22 protein-coding genes and 1 riboswitch are annotated in these 24,800 nt (G+C 70.8%); of the genes, 10 read left to right on the plus strand and 12 right to left on the minus strand.

Annotation, left to right across the window (positions count from 1 at the left end):
• Positions 1–41: 41 nt before the first annotated feature.
• Positions 42–134, minus strand: a riboswitch (glycine riboswitch).
• A gap of 15 nt (positions 135–149) precedes the next feature.
• The 6 genes from ACFYWM_RS09195 to ACFYWM_RS09220 all read right to left on the minus strand — a co-directional run bounded on the left by ACFYWM_RS09195 (position 150) and on the right by ACFYWM_RS09220 (position 6,220).
• Positions 150–770, minus strand: coding sequence for a MerR family transcriptional regulator (locus tag ACFYWM_RS09195; RefSeq protein WP_389911034.1), 621 nt, complete (start codon positions 768–770; stop codon positions 150–152).
• Between the two features lie 144 nt (positions 771–914).
• Positions 915–1,385, minus strand: coding sequence for a bifunctional nuclease family protein (locus tag ACFYWM_RS09200; protein WP_389911037.1), 471 nt, complete (start codon positions 1,383–1,385; stop codon positions 915–917).
• A 79-nt stretch (positions 1,386–1,464) separates the two neighbouring features.
• Complete coding sequence (locus tag ACFYWM_RS09205) at positions 1,465–2,142, minus strand: MerR family transcriptional regulator (RefSeq protein WP_389911040.1); 678 nt, start codon at positions 2,140–2,142, stop codon at positions 1,465–1,467.
• Positions 2,142–2,654, minus strand: coding sequence for an FHA domain-containing protein (locus ACFYWM_RS09210; protein WP_329079681.1), 513 nt, complete (start codon positions 2,652–2,654; stop codon positions 2,142–2,144). Before ACFYWM_RS09210 ends, ACFYWM_RS09205 begins: the two co-directional genes overlap by 1 nt.
• 464 nt (positions 2,655–3,118) lie before the next feature.
• On the minus strand, positions 3,119–5,620 hold the full coding sequence (locus tag ACFYWM_RS09215; protein ID WP_389911044.1) for a sugar phosphate nucleotidyltransferase: 2,502 nt from the start codon (positions 5,618–5,620) through the stop codon (positions 3,119–3,121).
• 3 nt (positions 5,621–5,623) lie between these two features.
• Positions 5,624–6,220 (minus strand): CDP-alcohol phosphatidyltransferase family protein, encoded by a 597-nt coding sequence (locus ACFYWM_RS09220; RefSeq protein WP_350977386.1) that lies wholly within the window; start codon positions 6,218–6,220, stop codon positions 5,624–5,626.
• Between the two features lie 228 nt (positions 6,221–6,448).
• Here ACFYWM_RS09220 and ACFYWM_RS09225 point away from each other — a divergent pair, with 228 nt between their 5' ends.
• From ACFYWM_RS09225 to ACFYWM_RS09235, 3 genes are all read left to right on the plus strand, one after another.
• The gene (locus ACFYWM_RS09225; RefSeq protein ID WP_389911048.1) at positions 6,449–7,057 is read left to right on the plus strand and encodes a class I SAM-dependent methyltransferase; all 609 of its coding nucleotides are present in this window, start codon (positions 6,449–6,451) and stop codon (positions 7,055–7,057) included.
• A 325-nt stretch (positions 7,058–7,382) separates the two neighbouring features.
• The gene (locus ACFYWM_RS09230; protein WP_389911051.1) at positions 7,383–8,564 is read left to right on the plus strand and encodes an acyl-CoA dehydrogenase family protein; all 1,182 of its coding nucleotides are present in this window, start codon (positions 7,383–7,385) and stop codon (positions 8,562–8,564) included.
• Between the two features lie 80 nt (positions 8,565–8,644).
• Entirely contained in the window at positions 8,645–9,061 is a 417-nt protein-coding gene (locus ACFYWM_RS09235; RefSeq protein ID WP_389911054.1) for an SRPBCC family protein, read from the plus strand.
• Positions 9,062–9,139: 78 nt separating this feature from the next.
• Here the strand turns inward: ACFYWM_RS09235 and ACFYWM_RS09240 are convergent, their stop codons facing one another.
• A complete protein-coding gene (locus tag ACFYWM_RS09240; protein WP_389911057.1) occupies positions 9,140–10,054 on the minus strand; it encodes an alpha/beta hydrolase in 915 nt (304 codons plus the stop codon).
• 150 nt (positions 10,055–10,204) lie between these two features.
• Positions 10,205–10,891, minus strand: coding sequence for a gamma-glutamyl-gamma-aminobutyrate hydrolase family protein (locus tag ACFYWM_RS09245; protein WP_389911061.1), 687 nt, complete (start codon positions 10,889–10,891; stop codon positions 10,205–10,207).
• 488 nt (positions 10,892–11,379) lie between these two features.
• Here ACFYWM_RS09245 and ACFYWM_RS09250 point away from each other — a divergent pair, with 488 nt between their 5' ends.
• Positions 11,380–12,495: a globin domain-containing protein gene (locus tag ACFYWM_RS09250; protein ID WP_389911064.1), complete on the plus strand. Its 1,116-nt coding sequence runs from the start codon at positions 11,380–11,382 to the stop codon at positions 12,493–12,495.
• Between the two features lie 473 nt (positions 12,496–12,968).
• Entirely contained in the window at positions 12,969–13,298 is a 330-nt protein-coding gene (locus tag ACFYWM_RS09255) for a hypothetical protein (protein WP_389911066.1), read from the plus strand.
• Between the two features lie 22 nt (positions 13,299–13,320).
• Here the strand turns inward: ACFYWM_RS09255 and thyX are convergent, their stop codons facing one another.
• From thyX to ACFYWM_RS09270, 3 genes are all read right to left on the minus strand, one after another.
• Positions 13,321–14,013 (minus strand): FAD-dependent thymidylate synthase, encoded by a 693-nt coding sequence (thyX, locus tag ACFYWM_RS09260; protein ID WP_389911068.1) that lies wholly within the window; start codon positions 14,011–14,013, stop codon positions 13,321–13,323.
• Positions 14,014–14,161: 148 nt separating this feature from the next.
• A complete protein-coding gene (locus tag ACFYWM_RS09265; RefSeq protein ID WP_389911071.1) occupies positions 14,162–15,487 on the minus strand; it encodes an amidohydrolase in 1,326 nt (441 codons plus the stop codon).
• 132 nt (positions 15,488–15,619) lie between these two features.
• The gene (locus ACFYWM_RS09270; RefSeq protein ID WP_389911074.1) at positions 15,620–17,761 is read right to left on the minus strand and encodes an anthranilate synthase component I; all 2,142 of its coding nucleotides are present in this window, start codon (positions 17,759–17,761) and stop codon (positions 15,620–15,622) included.
• 347 nt (positions 17,762–18,108) lie between these two features.
• Here ACFYWM_RS09270 and ACFYWM_RS09275 point away from each other — a divergent pair, with 347 nt between their 5' ends.
• Positions 18,109–19,194, plus strand: a complete 1,086-nt coding sequence (locus tag ACFYWM_RS09275) for a helix-turn-helix transcriptional regulator (protein ID WP_389911077.1) — start codon at positions 18,109–18,111, stop codon at positions 19,192–19,194.
• Between the two features lie 77 nt (positions 19,195–19,271).
• On the opposite strand, the gene ACFYWM_RS09280 is transcribed toward ACFYWM_RS09275, so the two are convergent.
• Positions 19,272–20,186 carry an SDR family oxidoreductase gene (locus ACFYWM_RS09280; protein WP_389911079.1) on the minus strand — a complete coding sequence of 305 codons (915 nt, stop codon included), beginning with the start codon at positions 20,184–20,186 and terminating at the stop codon, positions 19,272–19,274.
• 208 nt (positions 20,187–20,394) lie between these two features.
• Here ACFYWM_RS09280 and ACFYWM_RS09285 point away from each other — a divergent pair, with 208 nt between their 5' ends.
• The 4 genes from ACFYWM_RS09285 to mctP all read left to right on the plus strand — a co-directional run bounded on the left by ACFYWM_RS09285 (position 20,395) and on the right by mctP (position 24,540).
• Positions 20,395–21,585, plus strand: coding sequence for a cytochrome P450 (locus ACFYWM_RS09285; RefSeq protein WP_389911082.1), 1,191 nt, complete (start codon positions 20,395–20,397; stop codon positions 21,583–21,585).
• 93 nt (positions 21,586–21,678) lie between these two features.
• Positions 21,679–22,233: a VOC family protein gene (locus ACFYWM_RS09290; RefSeq protein ID WP_389911085.1), complete on the plus strand. Its 555-nt coding sequence runs from the start codon at positions 21,679–21,681 to the stop codon at positions 22,231–22,233.
• A gap of 461 nt (positions 22,234–22,694) precedes the next feature.
• Entirely contained in the window at positions 22,695–22,907 is a 213-nt protein-coding gene (locus tag ACFYWM_RS09295) for a DUF3311 domain-containing protein (protein WP_389911087.1), read from the plus strand.
• A gap of 4 nt (positions 22,908–22,911) precedes the next feature.
• Complete coding sequence (mctP, locus tag ACFYWM_RS09300) at positions 22,912–24,540, plus strand: monocarboxylate uptake permease MctP (protein WP_389911090.1); 1,629 nt, start codon at positions 22,912–22,914, stop codon at positions 24,538–24,540.
• Positions 24,541–24,800: the final 260 nt, after the last annotated feature.

A 24,800-nucleotide genomic window follows, 5' to 3' on the forward strand; every position in this document is an offset into this window, starting at 1 on the left:
GTGAGGCGCGCCTGGCGAGCGCGCCTGCTTTCCAGAGTTGCCTCGTCCGTGCGGTACCGGGTGCCTGAGAGATTCCGGGGAGGTTGCTCCTTCGGCGCCCCGATCGCGGTCGGGGTCTCTCCCGCACAGGGTCAGTGGCAAGTCCGAGTTTACCCGGTTCGTCGTGCTCTGCGACGGCGGGCCAGCTCATCGGCCTGATGATCTCCTAAAGGGCCCTCGCTCGACTCCGCGCGTTCGCCGGGCAGATCGGCCAGGGAGCCCTCCACCTCCTGCCACACCCGTCCCAGGGCTATCCCGAAGACTCCCTGCCCGCCCTGGAGCAGGTCGATGACCTCGTCGGGCGAGGTGCACTCGTAGACGCTCACCCCGTCGCTCATGAGGGTGATGCCGGCCAGGTCGTTGACGCCCCTGTCGCGCAGGTGCTGCACGGCGATGCGGATCTGCTGGAGGGAGACGCCGGTGTCGAGGAGCCGCTTGACGACCTTGAGGACCAGGATGTCGCGAAAGCCGTACAGCCGCTGGGAGCCGGAACCGTGGGCGGCCCGGACGGTGGGCTCGACCAGGCCGGTGCGCGCCCAGTAGTCGAGCTGCCGGTAGGTGATGCCGGCCGCGGAACAGGCCGTGGGGCCCCGGTATCCGATGTCGGAGGGCACCTTCACCGGTTGCCCGTCGAACAGCAGACCCTCTTCACCCGCGCGCTGACGTGCCGACTGGCGCCGTTCCGGGTCATCCTGGTCGGCGTTTCTACCCTCGCCGCTGCTGACCGCCACGCGGACCTCCGGCTTTCTCTCATCCCACGGCCTGATCTGGGGGTTTACGCACGACCGCGGGTTTCACTTGCACCGTAGGACTGGGGCCAAGTCCAGTCAACGACCCCACCCGGCGCGTCGTGAAGCGTAAATGCACCGAAATTCCTACCCCGCGCGGCCGAAGTCCTCGGGCGTGATCGTGTCAAGGAACTCCCTGAACTTCTCCACCTCGTCCTCCTGGTCGTCGGGGATGATCACCCCGGCCTCCCGGACCACGTCCTCACTCGCGAAGATACGTGCGCCGGTGCGAAGTGCCAAGGCGATCGAGTCGGAGGGACGCGCGCTCACCTCGACCCCGTTGGAGAACACGAGGTCCGCGAAGAAGATGCCGTCGCGCAGGGCGACGATGTTGACCGTGCTCAGCCGGACTCCCAGCCCATCGAGCACGTCGCGGAACAGGTCATGGGTGAGCGGCCGGGGTGGTGGTTCCTCGGCCTGGGCCATGGCTATCGCCGTGGCTTCCGTCATGCCGATCCAGATAGGTAGGTAACGCTCCCCATGTGTCTCTTTCAGCAAGACGATCGGCTGGTTGGAGGGCATCTCTACTCGAACGCCCACGACCTCCATCTGCAACACGGGCTGCTCCGTCTTCGCTGGATTCCGACCGGTTTGTTCAACGTAACACTCGTGGGGGTACGAGTGCCTGGTCAGGTTCTCACCGGCCCAGGGCCCCACGAACGCCGGAACGCAGCAGAGAGGCGTGCAATTCCAGCAGCAGGCCGGAGATCTCCCTCGCCGTCTCGTCGGCCTGGTCGATGGCGCCGGGCCCGCGGCGGCGCAGGAGCGGGGCGACGGCCTGCTCGACCAGCCCGGCCTCGCGCTCCGCGGCGGCCTTGACGGCCCTCAGGTGGCGGGCCCGCAGGCCGAAGGCGGCCAGGGCCCCGACGCTGCGGGCCACGGCCAGCGCCTCGGCGTCGTAGTAGCGGGCCACGGCGGCCAGCAGGCCGTAGTCCTCCAGCTCGGCGAGGGTCTCCTCGTCGAGCTCGGCGGCGGCGAGCAGCTCCTCCCGGGTGAGCCTGACCTCGGGGGGAGCGTCGTCGGGGACGGCACGCGGCCGGGCGGCCGGCCGCTCCTCGCGGTCGGCCGCCTCCAGATGATCCTTGATCACGCGTAGCGGCAGGTAGCGGTCACGCTGCTCGCTGAGGATGTAACGGAGCCGCTCGACGTCGGCGTAGCTGAACTTGCGGTAACCGGAGGGACTGCGCTCCGGCTCGATAAGCCCCTCGCCCTCCAGGAAACGAATCTTGGAGATGCTGACATCGGGGAACTCGCCCTGCAGGAGAGCGAGCACCTCCCCGATGCTCATGTGCGCACGAGCGGCCTGCGAGCTCATCATCCTCCAGCGGCGCCGCGGGTGAGGAAGACGAGGCGGAACTTGCCGATCTGCACCTCGTCCCCGCCGTACAGCGGGACCTCCTCGATGCGCTCGCGGTTCACGTACGTGCCGTTCAGGCTGCCGACGTCGCGGACGGTGAACACCCCGCCGCCGCGCCGGTAGAACTCCACGTGGCGGCGCGAGACCGTGATGTCGTCGAGGAAGATGTCGCTCTCGGGGTGACGGCCCACGGTGGTGAGGTCGCTGTCGAGCAGGAACCGGCTGCCGGCATTGGGGCCGCGCATCGCGACCAGCAGCGCCGTGCCCGGGGGCAACTGCTCGACTGCCTGCCGTTCGGCGAGAAGCGTCTCACCTGTCTCCGCCTCGTAGGCCTCGATCCCGGAGAGGGAGATCGTCGATGTGCTGTCTCCGGGGGTCTCGGCTTTGGTAAGCGGCGACCCGCATCGTGAACAGAAACGGGCATCCTCAGGGTTGGCATGACCGCACTGCGTGCAGTAGACGCTCGGCATCGATCGGCTCGGCCTCCTACCGCGAAGACGCGGCAACGGTGCTCAGTGATGCGCGCCTCGCTTCTTCGCTTCTCAAGTGTTTTCTCGGACTGCGAATGCCGCAACATACAGTGATGAGGCGCGAAGGTCAAGGTTGACGCTGAACCGCGGGTACGGTCGGTGACAAAGTTACAGTGGGGCACTGTCCCCGGTCCATGGTGCCGCGCTGTGTTTGTGGCAACCGCTCGGCCCGGAGCCCCCGCCGGGGCCCTTTCCCGCGCGCCTTCCGGCCCCGTTCACGCCCTCCCGCGCCCCGGGGGACCGCCGCGCTCTCCCGGTCGCGGCCGGTCCGCCGGCTCCCGTGCCCCGAGGCGCCGTTCGCCCCCTCACGCCTCCGGCGTGCCGGTCCGGGGCCGGGCCGGGGGTCAGGCTGTGGGGCGGGGCGGGGGTCGGGCTGAGGGTCGGGCCGGGGGCGGGGCGGGCCGTCAGCCGCCCGCGGCCTCCTCGACCACCCGTGCCCAGTGCTCGATCAGGGTCTGCGCGGAGTCGACGTCGAACCCCTCGGCCCACAGGTGGGTGACCGCCTCCGTCGGGTCGGGCAGCACCAGGGTCCAGCTGCCGTCCTCGGCGACGACCCGTACCCCGTCGGTGGTGTCGATGCGGTAGTGCTCGGCGGCCTCGATGACCGAGCGCATCACCGCGCCCTTGGCCGCCCAGGGGGTCGGCACGGTCCGGCGCAGCAGCTTGGCCTCGGGGATCCTGGCGTCGATCTGGCTGAGCGAGAGCCGGGTCCTGGCGACCAGGCCCAGCAGGCGCAGGAACACCGCCAGGCCGTCCACCGTGGGCCCGAACTCGGGCACGATGAAGCCGCCGCGCCCGTCGGCCGCGAAGATCATCTCCGGCCCCCTGGCGGCGGCGGTGAGCGCGTCGATCGCGGTGGAGGTCCACTCGGCCTGGACGCCGTGGAACCTGCAGACCTGCTCGGCCACCCGGGTGGTGGTGACCGGCAGCGCCACCCTGCCGCCGCGCCGCTCGGCGGCGACCAGGTCGAGCACCACCAGCAGGGCGCGCTCCTCGCTGATCAGCTGGCCCATCTCGTCCACCAGCGCGACCCGCTCCCCCACCGGGTCGAAGCGCACCCCGAAGGCCGCCCTGGAGGAGCTGACGAGCTCCGACAGGCGTTGCAGGTCGCGGCGGCGCTCGGCGAGGGTCTCGGTGGGCGAGGCGTCGTCCAGCCGGTTGTTGACGGTCAGCACGTCCACCCCGACCCGGCCCAGCAGGCTGGGCAGCACCAGCGAGGAGGTGCCTCCGGCGCAGTCGACCACGACCTTCATGTCGGCGTCGCGCACCCCGCTGATGTCGATCAGGCGCAGCAGCTCGTGCGTGTAGTCCTCCACCGCGCGGGCGGGGAAGCTCAGCTCGGCGATCTCCCCGGGGAAGGCGCGGCGGAACTCCTGCCGGGAGAAGACCCGGTCCAGCTTGCGCTGGGCCGCCGGGGACAGGTCCGCGCCGTGCTCGTCCATGAAGACGATGTCGACGCTCTGCGGGTCGCCGGGGGTGGTGCGCAGCGCGATGCCGCCGACGGCGTTCTCCCTGGCGGTGTGGAAGCGGGCCACCGGCAGCGGGGACGCCTCCAGGTCGAGCACCTTGATCGCGCTGGCGTTCAGGGCGCTGATCACGGCCCGCTTCAGCGCCCGCGCCGCGCGGGAGGAGTCGCGGGAGGTGATGACCGAGGCGCCCTTCTTCAGGGTGGTGGCGTAGGCGCTGGCCAGCCGTACGCACAGCTCGGGGGTGATCTCGACGTTGACCAGCCCCGAGACCCCGCGGGGGCCGAACAGGTTGCGCTGGGCGCGCGGCTCCCAGATGACGCTGTTGTTGATCACCGCCCCGGCCTCGATGGTCTTGAACGGGTAGATCTTGACGCCGGAGGAGATGTACGCCTCGGCCTCGATGATGCACTCGTCGCCGACGACGGCGCCCTCCTCGACCCTGGCGCCGGTCATCAGGTCGGTGTTCTTGCCGACCACGCAGCCGCGCAGGTGGGCGCTGGGCCCGACGTAGACGTTGTCGTGGACGACCGCGCGGTGCAGGAAGGCCCCCTCCCTGACCACCGCGTTGCTGCCCAGCACGGTGTACTCGCGCAGCTCGGCCCCCGCCTCGATCTTGGCGTAGTCGCCGACGTAGAGGGGGCCCTTCAGGACGGCGTCGGCGTCGACCGAGGCCCCCTCGGCGACCCAGACGCCCGGCGAGACCTCGAAGGCGTCGATGTCGACCTTGACCCGGCCGGACAGGACGTCGGCCTGGGCCTTGAGGTAGCTCTCGTGGGTGCCGACGTCCTCCCAGTAGCCGTCGGCCACGTAGCCGTACAGCGGGGCGCCGCGTTCCAGCAGCTTGGGGAACACGTCGCCCGACCAGTCGACGGACTCCCCCGCCGCGATCTCGTCGAGGACCTCGGGCTCCATCACGTAGATGCCGGTGTTGGCGGTGTCGGAGAAGACCTGGCCCCAGGTGGGCTTCTCCAGGAAGCGCTCCACCCTGCCCTGGTCGTCGACGATGACGATGCCGAACTCCAGCGGGTTGGGGACGCGCTTGAGCCCGATCGTGACCATCGCGCCGTTCTCGCGGTGGAAGCGGATCATGTCGGTCAGGTCGATGTCGGTCAGCGCGTCGCCGGAGATGACCAGGAAGCGCTCGTCACGGAGCCGGTCGGCGGCGTTCTTGACGCTGCCCGCGGTGCCGAGCGGGGTGTCCTCGGTGGCGTAGTACAGGCTCATGCCGAGCTCGTCGCCGTCGCCGAAGTAGTTGCGGACCAGGGCGGCGAGGAACTGCACGGTGACCACCGTCTCGGTGAAGCCGTGCCGCTTCAGCAAACGAAGCACATGCTCCATGATCGGCCGATTGATCACGGGCAGGAGAGGTTTGGGCTGGTTGGCGGTCATCGGCCTGAGCCGTGTCCCCTCCCCGCCCGCCATGACGACGGCCTTCACAGATCACCTCTTAAGGCGTTTGGCCTCGCTTGTCAGCTGACGCACCTGTACCCAATACAGCACTCCGGACCACCAGTACAGGCCTGTGCCCCAGATCGCGAGGGACCAGCCGACGATCCCGGCCGCCTCCGCGTACCAGGAGGGATGGTGGGCCAAAAAGAGCAGGGGGAAGGCGTAGAGCAGGTTGGCCGTGGCGGCCTTGCCGAGGAAGTGCACGGGCAGCGCGGGACCGTACCCGAGGCGGCGCAGGATGAGCGGGATGCCCAGCAGCATCACGTCGCGCAGCGGGATGGCCAGCGCCAGCCACCAGGGGATGATCTCGCGCATGGCGAGGCCGAACAGGGTGGCCAGGATGTAGAGCCGGTCGGCCAGCGGGTCGAGCAGGCGGCCGAGCCTGCTGGTCTGGTTCCAGGCGCGGGCGATCTTGCCGTCGAGCCAGTCGGAGAACCCGGCCAGCATCAGCAGGGCGACGGCCCAGCCGTCGGCCTTCGGGCCCAGCACCAGCCACAGGAAGACCGGCACGCCCAGGAGCCTGGCCAGGCTCAACGCGTTGGGGACCGTCCAGATCCGGTCCTCGGCCCCCGATGCTTCCGGATTCACCGGCTGATCTCCCTCCCCGTACCTGATGGTGACACTACTGCGTCGGATGCGGACGGGTGGATGCGGGCGCGGGGCGACCCGCGCGGAGCGCGCCGGGCCGGTGGGATCGCGGGGCGGCGCACCGGCTCCGCTCATCCTCAGGGAGGGGAGAATCCCTCCTCCCTGAGGCCGTCGGGATCGGCCGGACGGCGTACTGCCCGCCCTCCCGAACCCTCTACCCTTCAAAACATGACCAATGACACCACGCTCTTTTTGGGGCAGTGGATCCGCTCGCCGGGCACCGTCGGAGCGGTGGCGCCGAGTTCCCGGCGGCTCGCCGAGGCGGTGGCCTCGCCGGTCCCGCACCGGGGTGATCCCGTGATCGTCGAGCTCGGCCCCGGCACGGGCGCGTTCACGGCGGAGATCCAGCGCCGGCTGGGCGGGCGGGGGCACCACCTGGCCGTCGAGATCAACCCGAAGCTGGCCGAGTTCCTCGCCGCCAGGAACCCGGGAGTGGACGTCGTGGTCGACGACGCGGCACGGCTGCCCGAGCTGCTCCGGGAGCGCGGCCTGACCCAGGCCGACGCGATCGTGAGCGGGCTGCCCTGGGCGGCGTTCTCCGAGGAGACGCAGGCCCGCCTGCTGGGCGCGGTCACCGCGATCATGGGCCCGCACACGGCCTTCACGACCTTCGCCTACAGCTTCGCCAAGCGCCTTCCCCCGGCGCGGCGCTTCAGGAGGCGCCTGATCGACACCTTCGAGGAGGTCGTCACGGGCCGGACGGTGTGGGGGAACGTGCCGCCCGCCTTCGTCTACCACGCGCGCAGGCCGCGGCTGGAGACCACCCGGGAGGCCTGACCCCACGGCCCGCCCGGGAGGGCTGCCCCCGCGGCCCGGCGGGGGAGCTCGACTCCGCGGCCGGCGCCCGGAGCGGTGAACGCCGTCGCGGGGCCGTCGCGAACCCGATCCCGCGGCCCGGCGCCCGGGGTGGTGAACGCCGTCGCGGACCCGGGGCGGACCTGATCTCGCGGCCCGGCGCCCAGGGGATGAACGCCGTCGCGAACCCGATCCCGCGGTCCGGCGCCCAGGGTCACGAAGATCTCGCGGTCCGGCGCCTGGGGCCACGAAGATACCGAACTTCGTTCTACGATTGCGCCCGCAGCTTAGAACGGAGTTGATCATCGTGGACTTCACCCTCCCCGAGAGCGCCCTCGCCGTGCAGCACGGCATCGGCGACATCTGCGCACGCTACGACCTGGCCTACTGGCAGCGGTGCGAGAACGAGAAACGCTGGCCCGAGGAGGTCTGGCGGGACCTGGCCAAGGGCGGCTGGCTCGGCCTGGCCGTGCCCGAGGAGTACGGCGGCGGCGGCCAGGGCCTGCTGGAGCTCGCCGTGGCCACCGAGACCCTGTCGGCATCGGGCTCGGCCGGCGGTTCGGCGTTCACCTACGTGCTCACCCCCGGGTTCGGCGCGATGACCCTGTCCAGGCACGGCAGCCGGTGGCAGCGCGACGAGCTGCTGCCCAAGCTGGCCACCGGCGAGGTGGAGACCTGCTTCGCGCTGACCGAGCCCGACGCCGGGTCCAACGCCCTGGGCATCTCCACCTTCGCCCGCCGCGACGGCGCGGAGTTCGTCGTCAAGGGCCAGAAGATCTGGATCACCGGCGTGCAGCGCGCCACCTGGATGCTCCTGGTCACCCGGACCATCCCGGCCGCCGAGGCCAAGCCCCGCTCCAACGGCCTCACCGTCTTCCTGGTGAACGTCCCCGAGGCGGTCGCCGCCGGGCAGCTCTCCTTCCAGCCGATCCCGAAGCTGGGCGCCAACACCACCCCGTCCAACATGGTCTTCATCGACGACCTCCGGGTCCCGGAGCGGAACGTGGTCGGCGAGGTCGACCAGGGCTCGCTGGTGCTGTGGGACATCCTCAACCCCGAGCGCGTCCTGCTCGCCGCCTCCGCGCTCGGCGGCGCCGAGGTGGCACTGCGGGTGGCCGTGCAGTACGCCAAGGAGCGCGAGGTCTTCGGCCGCCCGATCGGCGCCAACCAGGCCATCGCCTTCCCGCTCGCCCAGGTGAAGGCGAAGATCGAGCTGGCGAGGCTGATGCTCTACAAGGCCGCCTGGCTGTTCGACAGGCAGCTGCCCTGCGCCACCGAGGCCAACATCGCCAAGCTGTCCGCCTCGCAGGCCGCGTGGGAGGCGGCGGACCACGCCTTCCAGACGCACGGCGGCATGGCCTACTCGCTGGAGTACCCGGTGGCCCACCTGCTGACCGGCGCCCGCATCGGCAAGGTCGCCCCGGTCACCGAGGAACTCCTGCTCAACTACCTGGCCACCCAGGTGCTCGGGCTGCCCAGGAGTTTCTGATCCGGTTATCCGGTGGCCCCGATTACCCCGTGGCACGCGCGGGCATGACCGTCGGCGACGGCCCAGCACGAGGAGTGACCATGTCCGCGTACGCCAGCACGGTGATCAACGCTCCCGCCGACAAGGTGTGGGAGTACCTGCGGGACTTCGGCAACGTGGCCGAGTGGCTGCCGGGGATCACCGGCTGCGAGATCGAGGACGGCGAGAACTTCCGGCCGGGCGCGGTGCGCAGGCTGGAGAGCTCCGCCGGGGCCTTCAGGGAGCGGCTGCTCACCCTCAACGACGCCTCGCGCTCGGCGACGTACGAGATCCTGGAGAGCCCGCTCCAGGTCCGCGACTACCGGGCGCTCTATCGCGTCGCCCCCGTCACCGACAGCGGGACGGCGTTCGTCGAGTGGTCGGCCACCTTCGAGGCCGACGACGAGGCGAAGGTGGAGGGGTTCGTCGTCCGCCAGGTCTTCGAGCCCGGCCTGGCCGCCCTGCACGGACGCTTCTGACCGGCCCCCCCGCCCCCCTTCGGGCGACCGTGCCGTACGGCCGAACGGGTCTCACCTCACGGAAGGTCGCGGGGGCCGCTACTGGAAGGCCTTCGCGAGACGGGTCGCGGCGTACTCGCGCGCCTCGGTCGCCTGGTCGAAGAAGCCCGGCAGGCCGAAGAAGCCGTGGATGGCCCCCTCGTACCTCCTGACCTCGACCGGCACCCCGGCCGCGGCGAGCTGGGCGGCGTACTCCTCGCCCTCGTCGCAGAGGGGGTCGCACTCGGCGACGATCACCGTCGCCGGGGCCAGGCCGGACTTGTCGGCCAGCCGGGCCGGAGCGAGCCGGGGGTCGGCCGGGTCGCCGCCGTACTGCGCGACGAACCAGGCCATCTCGTCCGCGCCGAGCCCGAAGCCGGTGGCGTAGGCACGGTAGCTCCCGGTGTCCATGGCCACGTCGGCCACCGGGTAGACGAGCAGCTGATGGGCGAGTGCGAGCCCGGCGTCCCTGGCCTGCCAGGCGACCACGGCAGCGAGGTTGCCCCCGGCGCTGTCGCCGCAGACCGCGACGCGCTCCGGGTCGGCCCCGTAGGCGCCGGGACGGGCGAAGACGTCCCGGACGACGCTCCACGCGTCGTCGGCCGCCGCGGGGAAGGGGTCGTGGGGCGCGAGCCGGTAGTCGACCGAGACCACGACCGCCCCGTTGCGCACCGCGAGGTCGCGGCCGAGGGCGTCGTTGCGCTCGACGCTCCCGAAGACCCAGCCGCCGCCGTGGAAGTAGACGATCATCGGGAGGGGCCAGTCGCCCTCCTCGGGCCGGTAGACGCGGACCGGCACGCCCGCGACGACGTCGTCCCTGACCACCGGGAGGGGGATGATCGGGCCGCGCTGCTCGGCGAAGGCGTCCAGCGTCCGCAGCTCGGCGACCATCTCGGGGGTGAGCGTGGAGAGAGGGGCACCGAGGTCCGTCTGGAAGAGCTTCAGGTAGGCCTCGGCCTGCGGGTGCAACGGCATGATCGGCACCTTACCCGCCGGGTCCCCGGCACGACATGACCCGGACACGACGGCCCGCCGAGTCCCACGGGACATCGGACGCGCCTCGCCGGCAGGCCTCGTCCCTCCAGCTCCTTCGTGCCTCGCCACCGGACCTCGCGGGCCTCGGCCTCAGTGCCGGGCCGCCTCGATCAGGGCCTCCACGAGCCGGTTGTCCCCGGCACGTCCGAGGCTCCACTGCACGCCGACCCCGAACCGGTGCCCCTGCAGCTCGACGCCCTCGACGATCTGGTCGTCGGCCCAGGCCACGGCGAGCAGGCCGGTGCCCAGCCGCTTGACGGCCTGGTGGTGGGGCGCGGCCACCTCGACCGTGTCGCCCACCGTCTTGCCGAGCCTGCTGGAGGCGCTGATGTGGATGCGGTGCGCCTGGGCGGCGGCGTGGCGGCCGTGGTCGACCGCCTCGGGAAGCCAGGGGATCAGGGTCCCGCCCTGGGCGACGTTCAGGACGTGCATGCCCCGCCCCGAGGCGAGCAGCGGCAGGTCGGCCTTGACGGCGGCGCGGGCGAGCGCGAGTTCGAAGCGGTCGCGGTGCGGCTGGGGGTCCCTGACGCGCTCCTCGCGGGCGGCCCCGTAGAGGGAGGGGTCGAGCTCGCCCCCTCCGGCGAGGATCACCCCCGACAGCCCTCGGACGTAGTCGTCGATCCCGCCGAGGTTGAGCGGGGGCAGCACCACCGGGGCGCCACCCGCCTTCTCGACGGCTCGCGCGTAGGAGGGCGGCGACAGGACTGCCTCCTTGACCCAGTCGCCCCAGCGGGCGGCCTCGAGGTAGGCGGTGATACCGATCAAGGGTCGGGGCATGCGTTCTCCAGGGGCGTGCGCGAGGTGGCGCCACCTGTTTCGGACAGCACCGATCCCATCTGCAACAGCTCCCCTATCATGGCGCACTCCATTTCGGTCATGTCACACATTCGAGGTATCAGTGTCGTCTCGCCAGGAACACCCGACTCTCACCACGGGGACGGTTCACACCCTCGGCGACCTGGAACTCCACCATGACCGAAGGACTTACGATCAGCAAGAATTGCCTTCAAGGCGAACGTGATTATTATTCGCCTATTCCGTTCACCGCCAATTAGTTGGTCACGCAAAATAACTTTTCAATTACGGATAGTTAGATTTCCCACCATATTGCTGAGAAACGGTTGTGACGTCTACATGGTGATGGAAGACTCAAATTCGAGTGACCAGGTGAGCCGGGGCCCCCGGTCGCTCATCACCCGGAACCGTCAGGGAGGTGGATCTGCATGATCGGACTTTGAGCCGGTCAATTAGGGTGGGTTCGTTAAATGTCTTTGAATCCGCGTCTCGTCAAGGAAAGTTTCGCCGTCGTCGAACCCGTCGCGGACAAGGCCGCGGCGTACTTCTACGGGCGCCTGTTCGCCGAGAGCCCGCACCTGCGGGCGATGTTCCCCCCGGCGATGGACGTCCAGCGCGACCGCCTGTTCGGCGCGCTGACCAGGATCGTCTGGAGCCTGGACAGCCCCGGCAGCCTGGCGTCGTTCCTCGGCCAGCTCGGCCGCGACCACCGCAAGTACGGCGTCCTCGCCGAGCACTACACCGCGGTCGGCAACGCGCTCCTCGCCACGATCAGGCGCTTCGCCGCCGAGATCTGGGACAACGAGATAGAGGCGGCCTGGGTGGCCGCGTACACCGCCGCCGCCAATCTCATGATCGAGTCAGCCGAGTCGGACGCGGGCGTGTCGCCCGCCTGGTGGCTGGCCGAGGTGATCGACCACGAGCTCCGCACGCCGGACATCGCGGTGATCACCCTGCGGCTCGACCAGCACCTGCCCTACACGCCCGGCCAGTACGTCAACGTGCAGACCGCGCGCTGGCCGCGCGTCTGGCGCACGTTCTCCATCGCGAACGCGCCCAGGGACGACAACACCGTCCGCCTGCACGTCCGCGCGATCACCGGCGGCTGGGTCTCCACCACACTGGTCCGGCACACCCGGATCGGCGACACCCTGACGCTGGGCCCCCCGATGGGCACCATGGTGCCCGCCGGCTCGGGGCGCGACATCCTGTGCGTGGCCGGCGGCACCGGCCTGGCCCCGATCAAGGCGATCCTGGAGCACGTGATCGACTCGGGACTCCGTCCCAACGTCCACCTGCTCTACGGGGCCCGCAGCGCCGCCGAGCTCTACGACCTGACCGACCTGGTACGGATGGAGTCGGCCTTCCCCTGGCTGCGGGTGCTGCCCGTGGTCTCCGGCGAGCCGGGCTACGACGGCATGCGGGGCCAGGTGGCCGAGGTGATGGAGCGGTTCCACTCGTGGGCCGACCACGAGGCCTACGTCTGCGGCCCGACCGCCATGGTCAACGAGGCGGTCCGCAGGCTCCAGCGGGGCGGGATGCCGCTGCCCCACATCCACCGGGACATCGTGCAGGGCGAGCCTTGAACGACATTCGGGACTAACGCCCCGAACTGATCACGCAAATTTCATAGAGCACGGCAGGACACGGCGTGGCATGGCAGCATGAGGCCCAATCCGAAAGGAGATGGTCATGCACGACGGCCCCCCTCCCAGCCCGTGCCCACCTCTCGACCGCCATCCGCGCGGCCACGTCCGTCACCACCGTCATCCGCCCGGCCCCCGGGCCGGAGCCGTCCAGCCGCACGAACCCGTCCCCGGTCCCCTCCACCGGCGGCGGCTCCCCGGAAGCCGGGGCGACACCCGCCCTCGGCACCCGTCCGGCCACGGCACGCGACGTCCAGGCCCCTCGGCCACGCCCGCCCCTCGCGAACCGGTGCCGGCCCCCTCGGCCACGCCCGCCCCTCGCGAACCGGTGCCAGGCCCCTCGCCCGCCCTCCGCGAACCGGTGCCGCGCTCCTCGGCCACGCCCGCCCCGCGCGCACCGGTGCTCTGAGCCGATGGCCAGACCAGTCACCCTCGTGACCTTCATGCTTCCCGCCACGCTGCGGCACTGGGCGGGCGAGACCACCGAGATCCGCGTCTTCGCCATCGCCGACCACGACGACGGCCACCCCACGCTGGGGTCCGCCCTCGACATGCTCCGCCGCACGCACCCGTTCCTGGAGCAGCGGCTCCGCGACGACTACGGGTGCATCCGGCGCCACATCAGCATGTTCGTCTGCGGCGAGAACGCCCGGCACCTCGGCGGCCTCGACTGCGCGCTGCCCCCGGGCGCCGAGATCTTCGTCCTGCCCGCCCTCTCCCGCCGCCAGGAGACCACGAGCTGACCACACCCGCCGACCACCGCGCCTAGGGAGCGACCCTGCCCGCGGCCACGAAGGCCGCGTGCGTCAGGGGCATCAGCTCCGCCCAGGCCGCCTCCATCTTCTCCGCCACCATCTCGATCTCGCGCTGCGGGAACGAGGGCACCTTGGCCTGCTCGTTCTTGGTGCGCAGGGAGAGGAAGTGCATGAGCGAGCGCGCGTTGCAGGTGGCGTACATCGACGAGAAGAGACCGACCGGCAGCACCGCCCTGGCCACCTCCCTGGCGATCCCGGCCTCCAGCATCTCCTGGTAGGCGGCGTAGGACTGCCGGTACGACGACTCCATCGCCTCGGTGACGATCTTGTGCTGCTCGGCGCTGCCCTCGGCGAAAACGTACTTGCCCGGACGGCCCTCCTGGACCAGCTTCCGCTCCGCCCCCGGAACATAGAAATTGGGCTGAAGCTCCCGATAACGCCCGCTCTCCTCGTTGTAGGACCACCCGACCCTGTGGCGATGGAACTCGCGGAAGACGAAGATCGGCGCGCTGACGAGGAAGGTCATCGAGTTGTGCTCGAAGGGGCTGCCGTGCCGGTCGCGCATCAGGAAGTTGAGCAGCCCCCTGGAACGCTCGGGGTCCTTGCCGATCTCCTCCAGCGACTGCTCCCCCGCGGTCGACACCCGCGCGGCCCAGAGCACATCGGTGTCGGAGGCGCTGTGCTTGACCAGCTCCACTGTCACGTCGTCGAGAAAACGCGCCTCTGCCCCGTCGTCCGTCAACTTGCTCCCCCTCGTCGCGCCAACAGTCGCCCCATTATTCCAGGGGACCCGGTCGCCCCGGTGGTGGGCACCCGTCACAGTCGCTCCGTCTCGGCGGGCACCCGTCACATCACAACCGGTATATCCGGCGGGCGTTGCCCGAGCCGATCATCTGGGCCACCCGGGCGGCGTCCGCGGTGCTCCACTCGCCGTCGCTCAGCCGCGCGGCGAGTGCCCCGGCCAGGCCGCGCCGGTAGTGCAGGGCGCCGAGGTGACAGTTCTCGGCCACGCCGTGCCCGCCGGAGCCGAACAGCTGCTTGTGGAACGGCACGAGTTCCAGGAGTTCCGCCATGACGGCGGCCGATCCCGTGGCGCTGCGGGTCAGGGCCGCTCCCACGTCGACGTAGACGTGCGGGAGGGCGCCCGCCAGATGGGCCGCCTGCCGGTGGTACGGGTGGCAGTGCAACAGGACGACGGGGACGCCCACCGGCTGCGTCGCCACGATGAAACCGGCCAGCGGCGCCGGGCCCGCGCCGTACGGCCCGGGGTCGGGGCCCCAGCCGGGACCGGCGTGCCCTCCGGGGGGACCGGAACCACCGCCGGCGTGGGGCTGGTGGCCGCCGTACGGGCCGCGACCCCCGAGAGGAACACGACCCGGGGGAGTTCCGCGGCGCGTGTCGCCGGCGCGGCGGGCGAGGCCGGTGTGGAACTGCAGCGGCCGCCCGTACTCCCTGGCCACGTCGACCGCCGTCCAGAGCAGGTGGCGCAGCAGCACCTGGTCGGTGAGCCGCTCCCCCGGGCAGGCGAGCCGCCGGGTGGCCGCCGCGATCACCGCTCCCCGGCTCGGCCTGGCCGGATCGAGGGGCCGGCCGGAGCGGTGGGCGGTGACCGACTTCAGGGCGACGGCGCGGACGGCCCGCTCGGCGAGTCCCTGGGCGAGGGCGGAGATGTAGGAGACCCCGGAGACGGCGGTCCCGGCGACCTCCTCCTCGGCCCGCTCGATGTGAACGACCCGCACGGTGTCCGCGCCGCCCGCGCCGCCCGTGCCACCGGCGAGACCCATCGGGCCGTCGCAGTCGAAACCGGAACCGGAGTCGGAGCCAGAACCGGACCCGTCGACCAGGAAGGTGGAGATCCCCGCGGCGTCCAGCAGCCTCCGGTTCACCTCGGCCGCGCCGAGCTCCGCCCTGCGGGCCAGGTAGACGGCGGGCGGCACGTGCGGGGCGAGGCCGAGGACGGGGGCGCACCAGCGCCGGACCGCGGCGCCCGCGGGGGTGTCGAAGTGGGTGGTGCCCGGCGGCGCCGGGATCCCCGTGTCGGTGAGCAGCGTCTCGAAGCGGGCCCGGGTCAGGTCGTCGCCGCGCACGCCGTGGCAGTTGTGGTCGACCAGCGGCGCCAGCAGCGCCTCCCGTACGGCGTCGGGCAGCTCGACGGGCAGCACGCCGTCCGACCTCATGCCCGCTCCTCCCCCGGCTCCCCCGCCGCCGGGCGTACCGGCCACTCCCGGCCCGGTACGCCCGGCGATCCCCACGACGGGGAGAACTCTAGGGTCGCCCGGCGCGACCGCCGGGCGCGGAATACGGGTTCTTTACCCGGTCTTTCGGCAGAGCCGGAGAACGTTGGCGATGATCTTCGCTCCCGCGCCCCCCTCGGCGGTGAGGATCGACTCGGGATGGAACTGCACCGCGAAGCGGCGCCGCTCCACGTCCTCGATGGCCATCACCGCGCCGTCCGGGGTGAGCGCGGTGGCGGTGAACCCGGCGACGCCCGGCTGCTTGGCGTGGACCGAGTGGTAGCGCGCGGCCGTGAACTCCTCGGGGAGCCCGTCGAGCAGGGCGCTGGCGCCCAGCCGCCGCACCTGGCCGCGCTTGCCGTGCTCGGGGTAGGACAGCAGTTCGAGCGTGCCTCCGGCCTGCTCCACCATGCCCTGCAGGCCGAGGCAGACGCCGAACACCGGCAGGTCGCGCTCGTAGAGGGCGCCGACCAGGGCGGGCAGCCCGAAGTCGGACGGCCAGCCGGGGCCGGGCGACAGCACCACCAGGGAGGGCGCGATCTCGTCGATCATCGCGACGGGGAAGCCGTGCCTGAGCGTGACGACCTCGGCGCCCTGCTGGCGGAAGTAGTCGGCGAGGGTGTTGACGAAGGAGTCCTCGTGGTCGACGAGCAGCACCTTCATGCCGCTTCCCGGCCTCTCCTTGGCCACCTCCGCCTCGGCCTTCTCCTGCGGGGCCGCGCCGACCGCCGCCAGGGCGCCCAGCAGGGCGCTGGCCTTGAGCTCGGTCTCACGCTCCTCGGCCTCGGGGTCGGAGTCGAACAGCAGCGTGGCCCCGGCCCTGACCGTGGCGACCCCGCCGCGGATCTGCGCGGTGCGCAGGGTCAGGCCGGTGTTCATCGAGCCGTCGAAGCCGATGTAGCCGACCGCGCCGCCGTACCAGCGCCGCGTGGTGGCCTCGTGGTCCTCGATGAACTGCATCGCCCAGGTCTTGGGGGCGCCGGTGACGGTGACGGCCCACATGTGGGTGAGGAAGGCGTCGAGGGCGTCGAACTCCGGGCGCAGCCGGCCCTCGATGTGGTCGACGGTGTGGATGAGCCGGGAGTACATCTCGATCTGGCGCCGGCCGATCACCTGGACCGTCCCCGGCACGCAGATGCGGGACTTGTCGTTGCGGTCCACGTCGGTGCACATGGTCAGCTCCGACTCCTCCTTGACGCTGGACAGGAGGGTACGGATCGCGTCGGCGTCCTCGATGGGGTTGCCGCCGCGGGCTATGGTGCCGGAGATGGGGCAGGTCTCGACGCGGTCGCCGCTGACCCGGACGTACATCTCCGGGGAGGCGCCGACCAGGTGCTCGCCCTCGCCGAGGTTGAACAGGAACTCGTACGGCGCCGGGTTGACCTTGCGCAGCCCCCGGTAGAAGCCGGCCGGGTCGGTGCAGGGCGCGTGGAAGACCTGGCCGGGGACGACCTCGAACAGGTCGCCGCGGACGAATCTCTCCTTGGCCGCGGCCACCACCTGGGCGTAGGAGCCCTTCTCGGGGTCGGCCGGGAGCTCGGACGGCGGCGGGGTGAGCGCCACGACCTCCCCCTCGCGGGCGAGCCCGTGGGTGGAGACGCCGTCCACGGTGAACTCGTAGCGGAACTCCTTGCTGGTCTCCCGCTTGCGGTCGATCACCATCACCCGGTCGGGCAGGTGCAGCACGAGGTCGCGCTGGTCGGCGGCCCGCGTCAGGACCTGCCTGATCGGCTCGAACTGGAAGGCCAGGTCGTAGCCGAAGGAGCCGTACAGGCCCAGGTGCTCGTTCTCGCCCTTGAACGCCGCGATGACCTCGCGGATCGCGGTGAAGACCGTGGGACGGCGGCTGCGCATCTCCTCGGGGAGGATGTCCTCGGACTCGGCCACGTACACCTCGACGAGGTCGGCCGTCGGCTCCTCGACGGGCTTGCCCGCCGCCAGCAGGCAGGACACGATGGCCGGCAGGACCACCCTGCCGCGGGCGTTCAGCGCGCGGGCGGAGATCCTGCGCCCCCTGGCGACGATCTCCAGGCAGGGGTCGACGTAGGCGAGATGCCATCGGCTGTAGCGGCCGGGATACTCCATCCCGGAGGAGAGCACTCCGCCACGGCGCTCGCCGAGCGTCGTGACGACGTCCTCAAGCACCGTCTCGGGCACGTCGGACGCGGTTACCTCGACCCCTATGCCGCCGGCGGTGGTATATCGGCTCGTCTCCACTGCGGTATCGCCCCTCTTGTTTCCCTGATGCCCTGAGGGAGCGGACACAGAAAAGGCCGCCTCCCTTGGGCGGCCGCCTGTCTGCTCGCGAATGCGAAACCTGCGCCGCTCAGAAGCGGCGCCACCACTGAAGGGTGAACGGGTGTCGCATGTGGCCAGAGTACCGGCGGCGACCGCGATCATGCAACGTGACACCCAGGCCCGTCCTGCCCCCATTCACACCTACCCAAAACCTCCCAGAAGTGCCCGGAACTGCAGGAATCCCCACGGAGATCGTCCACGGAGCGATCCGGCCGGCCCCGTCTCGCCCGGCCGTGTCACGGGTGCGCCGGGGCTAGGGTCGGGGAGTGCGTGCGGCCAGGTTGATGTCGTTGGTGTTGCTGCTCCAGGCTCGGGGCGGGATGACCGCGGCCGAGCTCTCCAGGGAGCTGGAGGTCTCCGAGCGGACCGTCCACCGTGACGTGCTGGCCCTGTCGGAGGCCGGCGTGCCGGTGTACGCCGACCGCGGCCGGGGCGGCGGCTACCGGCTGCTGGACGGTTACCGCACCCGCCTCACCGGGCTGGACCGCGCCGAGGCGGAGGCGCTGTTCCTGTCGGGCGTACCGGAGGCGCTGCGGGAGATGGGGCTGAGCGAGGTGGCGGCCACCGCGCGGTTGAAGGCCTCCGCCGCGCTCTCCCCCGGCCTCCGCGACGCCCCCGTGACCGCGGCCCAGCGCTTCCACCTGGACGCCCCCGGCTGGTTCGCGAGCGAGCGTCCCCCACCGGCGGCGCTGGCGCCCCTGGCCAGGGCGGTGTGGGGCGACCACCCGGTCACCGCCCTGTACAGGCGCGCCAAACGCCCCCGGCCGGACGGGCGGACCGGGGAGAACGGGGAGAACGGGGAGAGCGAGCAGGCCGGGGCCGCCCGGCGGCGCCTGGACCCGTACGGGCTCGTGCTGAAGGCCGGGGTCTGGTACCTGGCGACCCGGTTCGCCATCTACCGGGTCGACCGCTTCGACGAGGTCGAGATCCACCCCGACCTGCGCTTCGAACGGGACGGGACCTTCGACCTGGCCGCGTTCTGGAGCGAGAGGGCGGCCAGGTTCGCCGGGTCCCTGCTCACCACGCACGTCACCGTACGGCTGAGCCCCGCCGGTCGCCGCGCGCTCCCCGCCGTCGCCGATCCGGCCGCCCTCGACGCCGCCCTGGCCTCCGCCGGCGAGCCCGACGGGCAGGGGTGGGTGACGTTCCGGCTGCCCGTCGAGTCACCGGAGATCGCCTACAGCCAGATCCTCCGCTTCGGCCCGGAGGCAGAGGTCGTCGACCCGCCCGTCCTCCGGGCCCGCCTCGCCGAGGCCGCCACCCGCCTGCGCGACCTGTACGCCGCCCCCGGCTCCCCGACCTGCGTTTCCGACGCCGGTGACACCGGTGACACCGGCACCTCAGGCCCCTGACCTCTCCCTCACCCTCCTCACCGCGACCCCGGCCGGACTTTTCCGATCAGCGGACCCTGCGCCGGTCCCGGTGATGGTCAGCGGTAGCCGGTGGCGTCGGCGGGTTTGCCCTTGCTCTCGACCTCCTCGATGTAGCGCCAGGCGTCGGGCCTGCTGCCGTCGACGTCGGTGAAGCCGTAGACCTGGGCGAGCTGCCCGCTGGAGACCGACTGCCCCGACCAGCGCATCCGGTCCTCGTCGGCGGCGAGCGCGACGACCGCGCGGCCGGTGTAGGCGGGTGTCTCGGAGATCACGAAGTGCGGCTGCTTGCCGGTGGCGTCCCGCCAGTTCTCCTCGGTGACGCCGAAGAGCTCCAGCATGCTCTCCGACCTGAGCCAGCCGGGCGTCAGCGAGATCGCGGCACAGCCGTGCGGGCGCAGCTCGTGGGCCTGGCTGAACGCCAGGCGGTTCACCGAGATCTTGGCCAGGTCGTAGAAGGCCGAGAGCCGGTAGTTGGCGGTGTTGTACTCCAGGGTGCCGTCGGTCACCTCGATCACCATGCCCCCGGGGTTCTCGATCAGCAGGGGGAGGGCGTGGTGGCTGGTGATGAGATGGGTGTCCACCGCCAGCCGGAGGATGCGCAGGCCGTCGTCGAGGGAGTGCTTCCAGACGGGGACGTGCCACTCGGTGAGCGGGTCGGCGCCCCAGACGTCGTTGACGAGGACGTCGAGCCTGCCCTGCTCGTTCCTGATCCGTTCCACCAGGGCCCGTACCTGCTCCGGGTCCAGGTGGTCCACCCGGACCGCGATCCCGTGCCCGCCCGCGCGGGTCACCAGCTCGGCCGTGTCCTCGATGGTCTCCGGCCGGTCCATCTCCGAGCGGCGCTCCCGCGTGCTCCTCCCGGTGCAGTAGACCGTGGCACCGGCCGCGCCCAGTTCCACCGCGATCCCCCGGCCGGTCCCCCTCGTCGCCCCCGCGACCAGGGCGACCTTCCCTTCCAGCGTTCTTGTCATAGGGCCAGCGTGGCGCGAAAAGGGGACATCTACTGTCATGTTTTCGTACGACGTCCGCCGAGGAGAATGAAGCGGGCCGGAGCAAGTAGTGGCTGGTCAGTGACACGAAACTGACCCTGGACGGCCCCCGGGGTCCTTTGTGCGCAATCGATGGGTTGCTAGCGTTTTTTGCTGAGTGGCCAGAACGGCGAGTCATCGAGGGGGTCCCATGGGCGAGTCTCCGACGCTGCCTCCGCACATGCGGCGAGCGGGTTTCGATCCCGATCCGGAGCTGGAGGCGCTGCGGGACGGAGAGGGGATCAGGCTCGTCAGGACACCGCCGGGTGTCGACGCCTGGCTGGTGACCCGCTACGAGGACGTGCGCGCGGTGCTGAGCGACGCGGAGCGGTTCAGCAACGCCCAGATGATCGACTTCCGGCCGCCGGGCGTCCCGAGCAGCGAGGAGGAGCTCGCGGCGCTCCGCGCGGGCAACCTGCTCGCCTTCGACCCTCCCGAGCACACCCGGTTGCGCCGGATACTCACCCCGGAGTTCACCCTGCGCCGGATACGCCGGCTGGAGCCGCGGATCGCGTGCATCGTCGAGGACCACCTGGACGCGATGGAGCGCGCGGGGTCACCCGCCGACCTGGTGTCGTCGTTCGCGCTGCCGATCCCCTCCCTGGTGATCTGCGAGCTGCTGGGCGTGCCGTACGCCGACCGCAAGGACTTCCAGCGCAGGACCGGCCGGATGCTCGACATGTCGGCGTCCTTCGAGGAGCGCAGGGCTGCACAGATGGAGTCGCGCGCCTACATGGCCGAGCTGGTCGCCCGCGCCCGGGCCGACCCGGGAGAGGAACTGCTCGGCACGCTGGTCCGCGAGCACGCCGACCTGACGCCGGACGAGCTCGTCGGCATCGGCGGCCTGCTGCTGGTGGCCGGTCACGAGACCACCGCCAACATGCTCGGGCTGGGCACGCTCGCCCTGCTGCGCGACCCCGAGCAGCTGGAGCTGCTCAAGAAGGAGCCCGACCGGGCCGACGCCGCGGTGGAGGAACTGCTGCGCTGGCTCAGCATCGTCCACTCCAGCACCTTCAGGACGACCACCACCGGCGTCGAGATCGCCGGACAGGAGATCGGGCCCGGCGAGCTGGTGATGTGCTCGCTGCTCGGCGCCAACCGCGACCCCGCGTTCCTGTCCGATCCGGAGGTGCTGGACATCACCCGGGGCGCGCCCGGCCACGTGGCCTTCGGCCACGGCGTGCACCACTGCCTGGGCGCGCCGCTGGCCCGGATGGAGATGTGCGTCGCCTTCCCCGCGCTGCTCAGGCGCTTCCCCGAGCTGCGCGAGGTCGAGTCCGAGGCGCACTTCCGCTCCCTCAGCTTCGTGTACGGCCTGTCGTCCCTGAAGGTCGCCTGGTGATCGTCCTCGGAGGGCCGGGCCCCGGACAGCGGTCCGCTCCGCCCTCCCGGTTCCTGTGATAAGCAGGTCATTACCCGAGGGAGCGAGGAGAACATGGCGGACAACACCGAGTTCGAGCTGCGCGGGATCAACCACCTCGCGCTGGTGTGCTCGGACATGAAGCGGACGGTCGACTTCTACTCCGGCGTCCTGGGCATGCCCCTGATCAAGACGATCGAGCTGCCGATGGGCTGGGGGCAGCACTTCTTCTTCGACTGCGGCGGCGGCAACGCGCTGGCGTTCTTCTGGTTCCCCGACGCGCCCGAGGGCGTTCCCGGCGTCTCGGCGCCGAAGAACCTGCCCGACCGGGGTGAGCTGCTCTCGGCGGTCGGCTCGATGAACCACATCGCCCTCGACGTCGCCCCCGAGCGGATCGAGGAGTACCGCGACAAGCTCATCGCCAAGGGCGTGGACGTCGGGGTGATCCTCAACCACGACGACAGCGAGCTCGGCATAGCGGCCGCCATGGGAGAGGGCGTGTTCGTCCGGTCGATCTACTTCAAGGACCCCGACGGCATCCTGGTGGAGTTCGCCGCCTGGACCAGGGAGCTCGGCCTGCCGGAAGACGTACGGCACGAGCCGAGAACCGCCGCCGACAGGACCGTCTGAGCCCGCGCACGGCCGGGACCGCCCGGGACCACCCGCCGCCGGGACCCACCGGGAGCCGCCTTCGGAACCGGCTACCGCGCGAGGGTTCGTGACGGCGGGCCGGCCCGCCGGGTGACACGCGTGGCACCGCATGACACGGCGTGGCACGTCACGTCACGTCTTCGCGCGCCACGCTCTTACGAGACGTGCCTTTACGAGAACTTGCTCGATCATGTCAAGGAAGCCGCGCCGGGGATTCGGTGACCGGCGTCAGTTCGTCGGCGAAGTGAATTCGCACGGGAGGTGAGAACCCCGTGACCTCGCCTGCGACCTCGGGTGCGGAGCCGGGTTGCCGTTCGTCGCGCCACCCGTGCCGCTCGGCGCTCGGTGACCTGAATGAAACGGCCGTGTAATTACGCTGCCGGTCAGCCGAAGGGGACGATCCTGTCCGGACGTCCCTTCTCCAGCTCGAGGAGACCGTGTTGACCACTCCAAACGGGAACCGGAGCGATCGCAGCCCATGGAACTGGCTGCTTATCGTGCCGATCATCCTACCTTTGCTCCCGTTTCTCTACAATTCCGATGAGCCCCGGCTTCTCGGTTTTCCGCTGTTCTACTGGCTGCAGCTCGCCTTCATCGCGGTCGGGGTCACGTGCACCACGATCGTCTACCAGATGACGAAGCGGCGGCGGTGACCCGATGGAAGCTCACCTGACAGAGATCATCATCTTCTCCGTGCTGTTCCTGGTGGTCAGCGGCATGGGGTTCGTGGCCGCGCGCTGGCGCCGCCCGGACAACCTGGCGAGCCTCGACGAGTGGGGGCTCGGCGGCCGCAACTTCGGCTCGTGGGTCACCTGGTTCCTGGTCGGCGGCGACCTCTACACCGCCTACACCTTCGTAGCCGTGCCCGCCCTGCTCTGGGGCGCGGGCGCGATGGGCTTCTTCGCGGTGCCGTACACGATCGTGGTCTACCCGATCGTCTTCCTGGTGCTGATCCGCCTCTGGTCGGTCTCGCACGTGCACGGCTTCGTGACCCCGGCCGACTTCGTCCGGGCCAGGTTCGGCTCCCCCACACTGGCGCTGCTGGTCGCGATCACCGGCATCGTCGCGACGATGCCCTACATCGCGCTCCAGCTCGTCGGTATCGAGGCCGTGCTGAAGTCGATGGGCATCACCGGCCACCTGCCGATCATCATCGCGTTCGCGATCCTGGCCGCGTACACCTACCAGTCGGGCCTGCGCGCCCCGGCGCTGATCGCGTTCGTCAAGGACACGCTGATCTACATCGTGATCCTGGTGGCGATCTTCGCGATCCCCGCCCAGATCGAGGGCGGCTGGTCGGGCATCTTCGACGCCGCCCAGGCCAAGTTCGACGCCAGCCCCGCGCCCGGCGACGGCACCCTGCTCAACATGAACAACCAGCTGCAGTACGTCACGCTGGCCCTGGGCTCGGCGCTCGCGCTGTTCCTCTACCCGCACAGCATCACCGGCGTGCTCGCCTCCAAGAACCGCGACGTGATCAAGCGGAACATGTCGGCACTGCCCGCCTACAGCCTGCTGCTCGGCCTGATCGCGCTGCTCGGCTTCATGGCCATCGCGGCCGGGATCCAGCCCATCGGCAAGGACAACAACACGATCGTGCCGCAGCTGTTCGACAAGATGTTCCCCGACTGGTTCACCGGCGTCGCCTACGCCGCGATCGGCATCGGCGCGCTGGTCCCGGCGGCGATCATGTCGATCGCCGCGGCGAACCTGTTCACCCGCAACATCTACAAGGAGTATCTGAAGCCGCACGCGAGCGACGCCGACGAGGCCCGCGTCTCCAAGATCACCTCGCTGCTCGTCAAGGTCGGCGCGGTGCTGTGCATCCTGTTCCTGGACACCGGCTTCTCCATCGACCTGCAGCTCATCGGCGGCGTCATCATCCTGCAGACGCTCCCGTCGGTGGCGCTCGGCCTCTACACCCGCTGGTTCCACCGCAACGGCCTGATCGCCGGGTGGGTCGCCGGCATGGGGGCCGGGATGCTCCTGCTCTACAACATCGGCAACCCGGTCACCGGCAAGCTGCACTTCGCCGGGTCGGCGTTCCCGCTGGAGAAGCTGGGCCTGGACACCAAGATGACGATCTACGCCGGTGTCCTCGCGCTCGCGGTCAACCTGGCCGTCGCCGCGCTCGGCACGGTCATCGCGCGCGCCGTGAAGTCCTCCGAGGGCGACGACTCCACCCGGCCCGACCACTACTTCGCCGACGAGGGCGACCCCAGGATCAAGGACCTCGACTTCACCCCTCACCAGGATCCGGTCCGAAGCCCCAAGCTCAAGCCCTAGGCCTCAGGGGATCCGCCGGCGCCCCGGACGTACTCCGGGTCCGGGGTCCCGGTCCCGGGTGACGCGGCCGCGAGCCTCCCGTCACACACCGGCATCTCGGCCCCGGCCCCGGGTGACATGGCCACAAGCCTCCCGTCACACACCGGCACCTCGGCCCCGGCCCGAGGCGGCACGGCCACGAGGTCCGAGCCCGCCGTCACACCCACCGGGTCCCGGAAACGAACGAGGGGGGAGAGCCTGTCAGGCTCTCCCCCCTCGTC

It is taken from the genome of Streptosporangium sp. NPDC002721 (genome assembly GCF_042888905.1).
Lineage (GTDB): Bacteria > Actinomycetota > Actinomycetes > Streptosporangiales > Streptosporangiaceae > Streptosporangium.

What these genes read in the sequence shown, in the direction of transcription:
- ACFYWM_RS09290 (WP_389911085.1), top strand. Translation starts at nt 21,679, where the DNA reads ATGGCGGACAACACCGAGTTCGAGCTGCGCGGGATCAACCACCTCGCG.
- ACFYWM_RS09280 (WP_389911079.1), bottom strand. Translation starts at nt 20,186, where the DNA reads ATGACAAGAACGCTGGAAGGGAAGGTCGCCCTGGTCGCGGGGGCGACG.
- ACFYWM_RS09255 (WP_389911066.1), top strand. Translation starts at nt 12,969, where the DNA reads ATGGCCAGACCAGTCACCCTCGTGACCTTCATGCTTCCCGCCACGCTG.
- ACFYWM_RS09250 (WP_389911064.1), top strand. Translation starts at nt 11,380, where the DNA reads ATGTCTTTGAATCCGCGTCTCGTCAAGGAAAGTTTCGCCGTCGTCGAA.
- ACFYWM_RS09205 (WP_389911040.1), bottom strand. Translation starts at nt 2,142, where the DNA reads ATGAGCTCGCAGGCCGCTCGTGCGCACATGAGCATCGGGGAGGTGCTC.
- ACFYWM_RS09210 (WP_329079681.1), bottom strand. Translation starts at nt 2,654, where the DNA reads ATGCCGAGCGTCTACTGCACGCAGTGCGGTCATGCCAACCCTGAGGAT.
- ACFYWM_RS09265 (WP_389911071.1), bottom strand. Translation starts at nt 15,487, where the DNA reads ATGAGGTCGGACGGCGTGCTGCCCGTCGAGCTGCCCGACGCCGTACGG.
- ACFYWM_RS09225 (WP_389911048.1), top strand. Translation starts at nt 6,449, where the DNA reads ATGACCAATGACACCACGCTCTTTTTGGGGCAGTGGATCCGCTCGCCG.
- ACFYWM_RS09245 (WP_389911061.1), bottom strand. Translation starts at nt 10,891, where the DNA reads ATGCCCCGACCCTTGATCGGTATCACCGCCTACCTCGAGGCCGCCCGC.
- ACFYWM_RS09235 (WP_389911054.1), top strand. Translation starts at nt 8,645, where the DNA reads ATGTCCGCGTACGCCAGCACGGTGATCAACGCTCCCGCCGACAAGGTG.
- ACFYWM_RS09285 (WP_389911082.1), top strand. Translation starts at nt 20,395, where the DNA reads ATGGGCGAGTCTCCGACGCTGCCTCCGCACATGCGGCGAGCGGGTTTC.
- ACFYWM_RS09240 (WP_389911057.1), bottom strand. Translation starts at nt 10,054, where the DNA reads ATGCCGTTGCACCCGCAGGCCGAGGCCTACCTGAAGCTCTTCCAGACG.
- mctP (WP_389911090.1), top strand. Translation starts at nt 22,912, where the DNA reads ATGGAAGCTCACCTGACAGAGATCATCATCTTCTCCGTGCTGTTCCTG.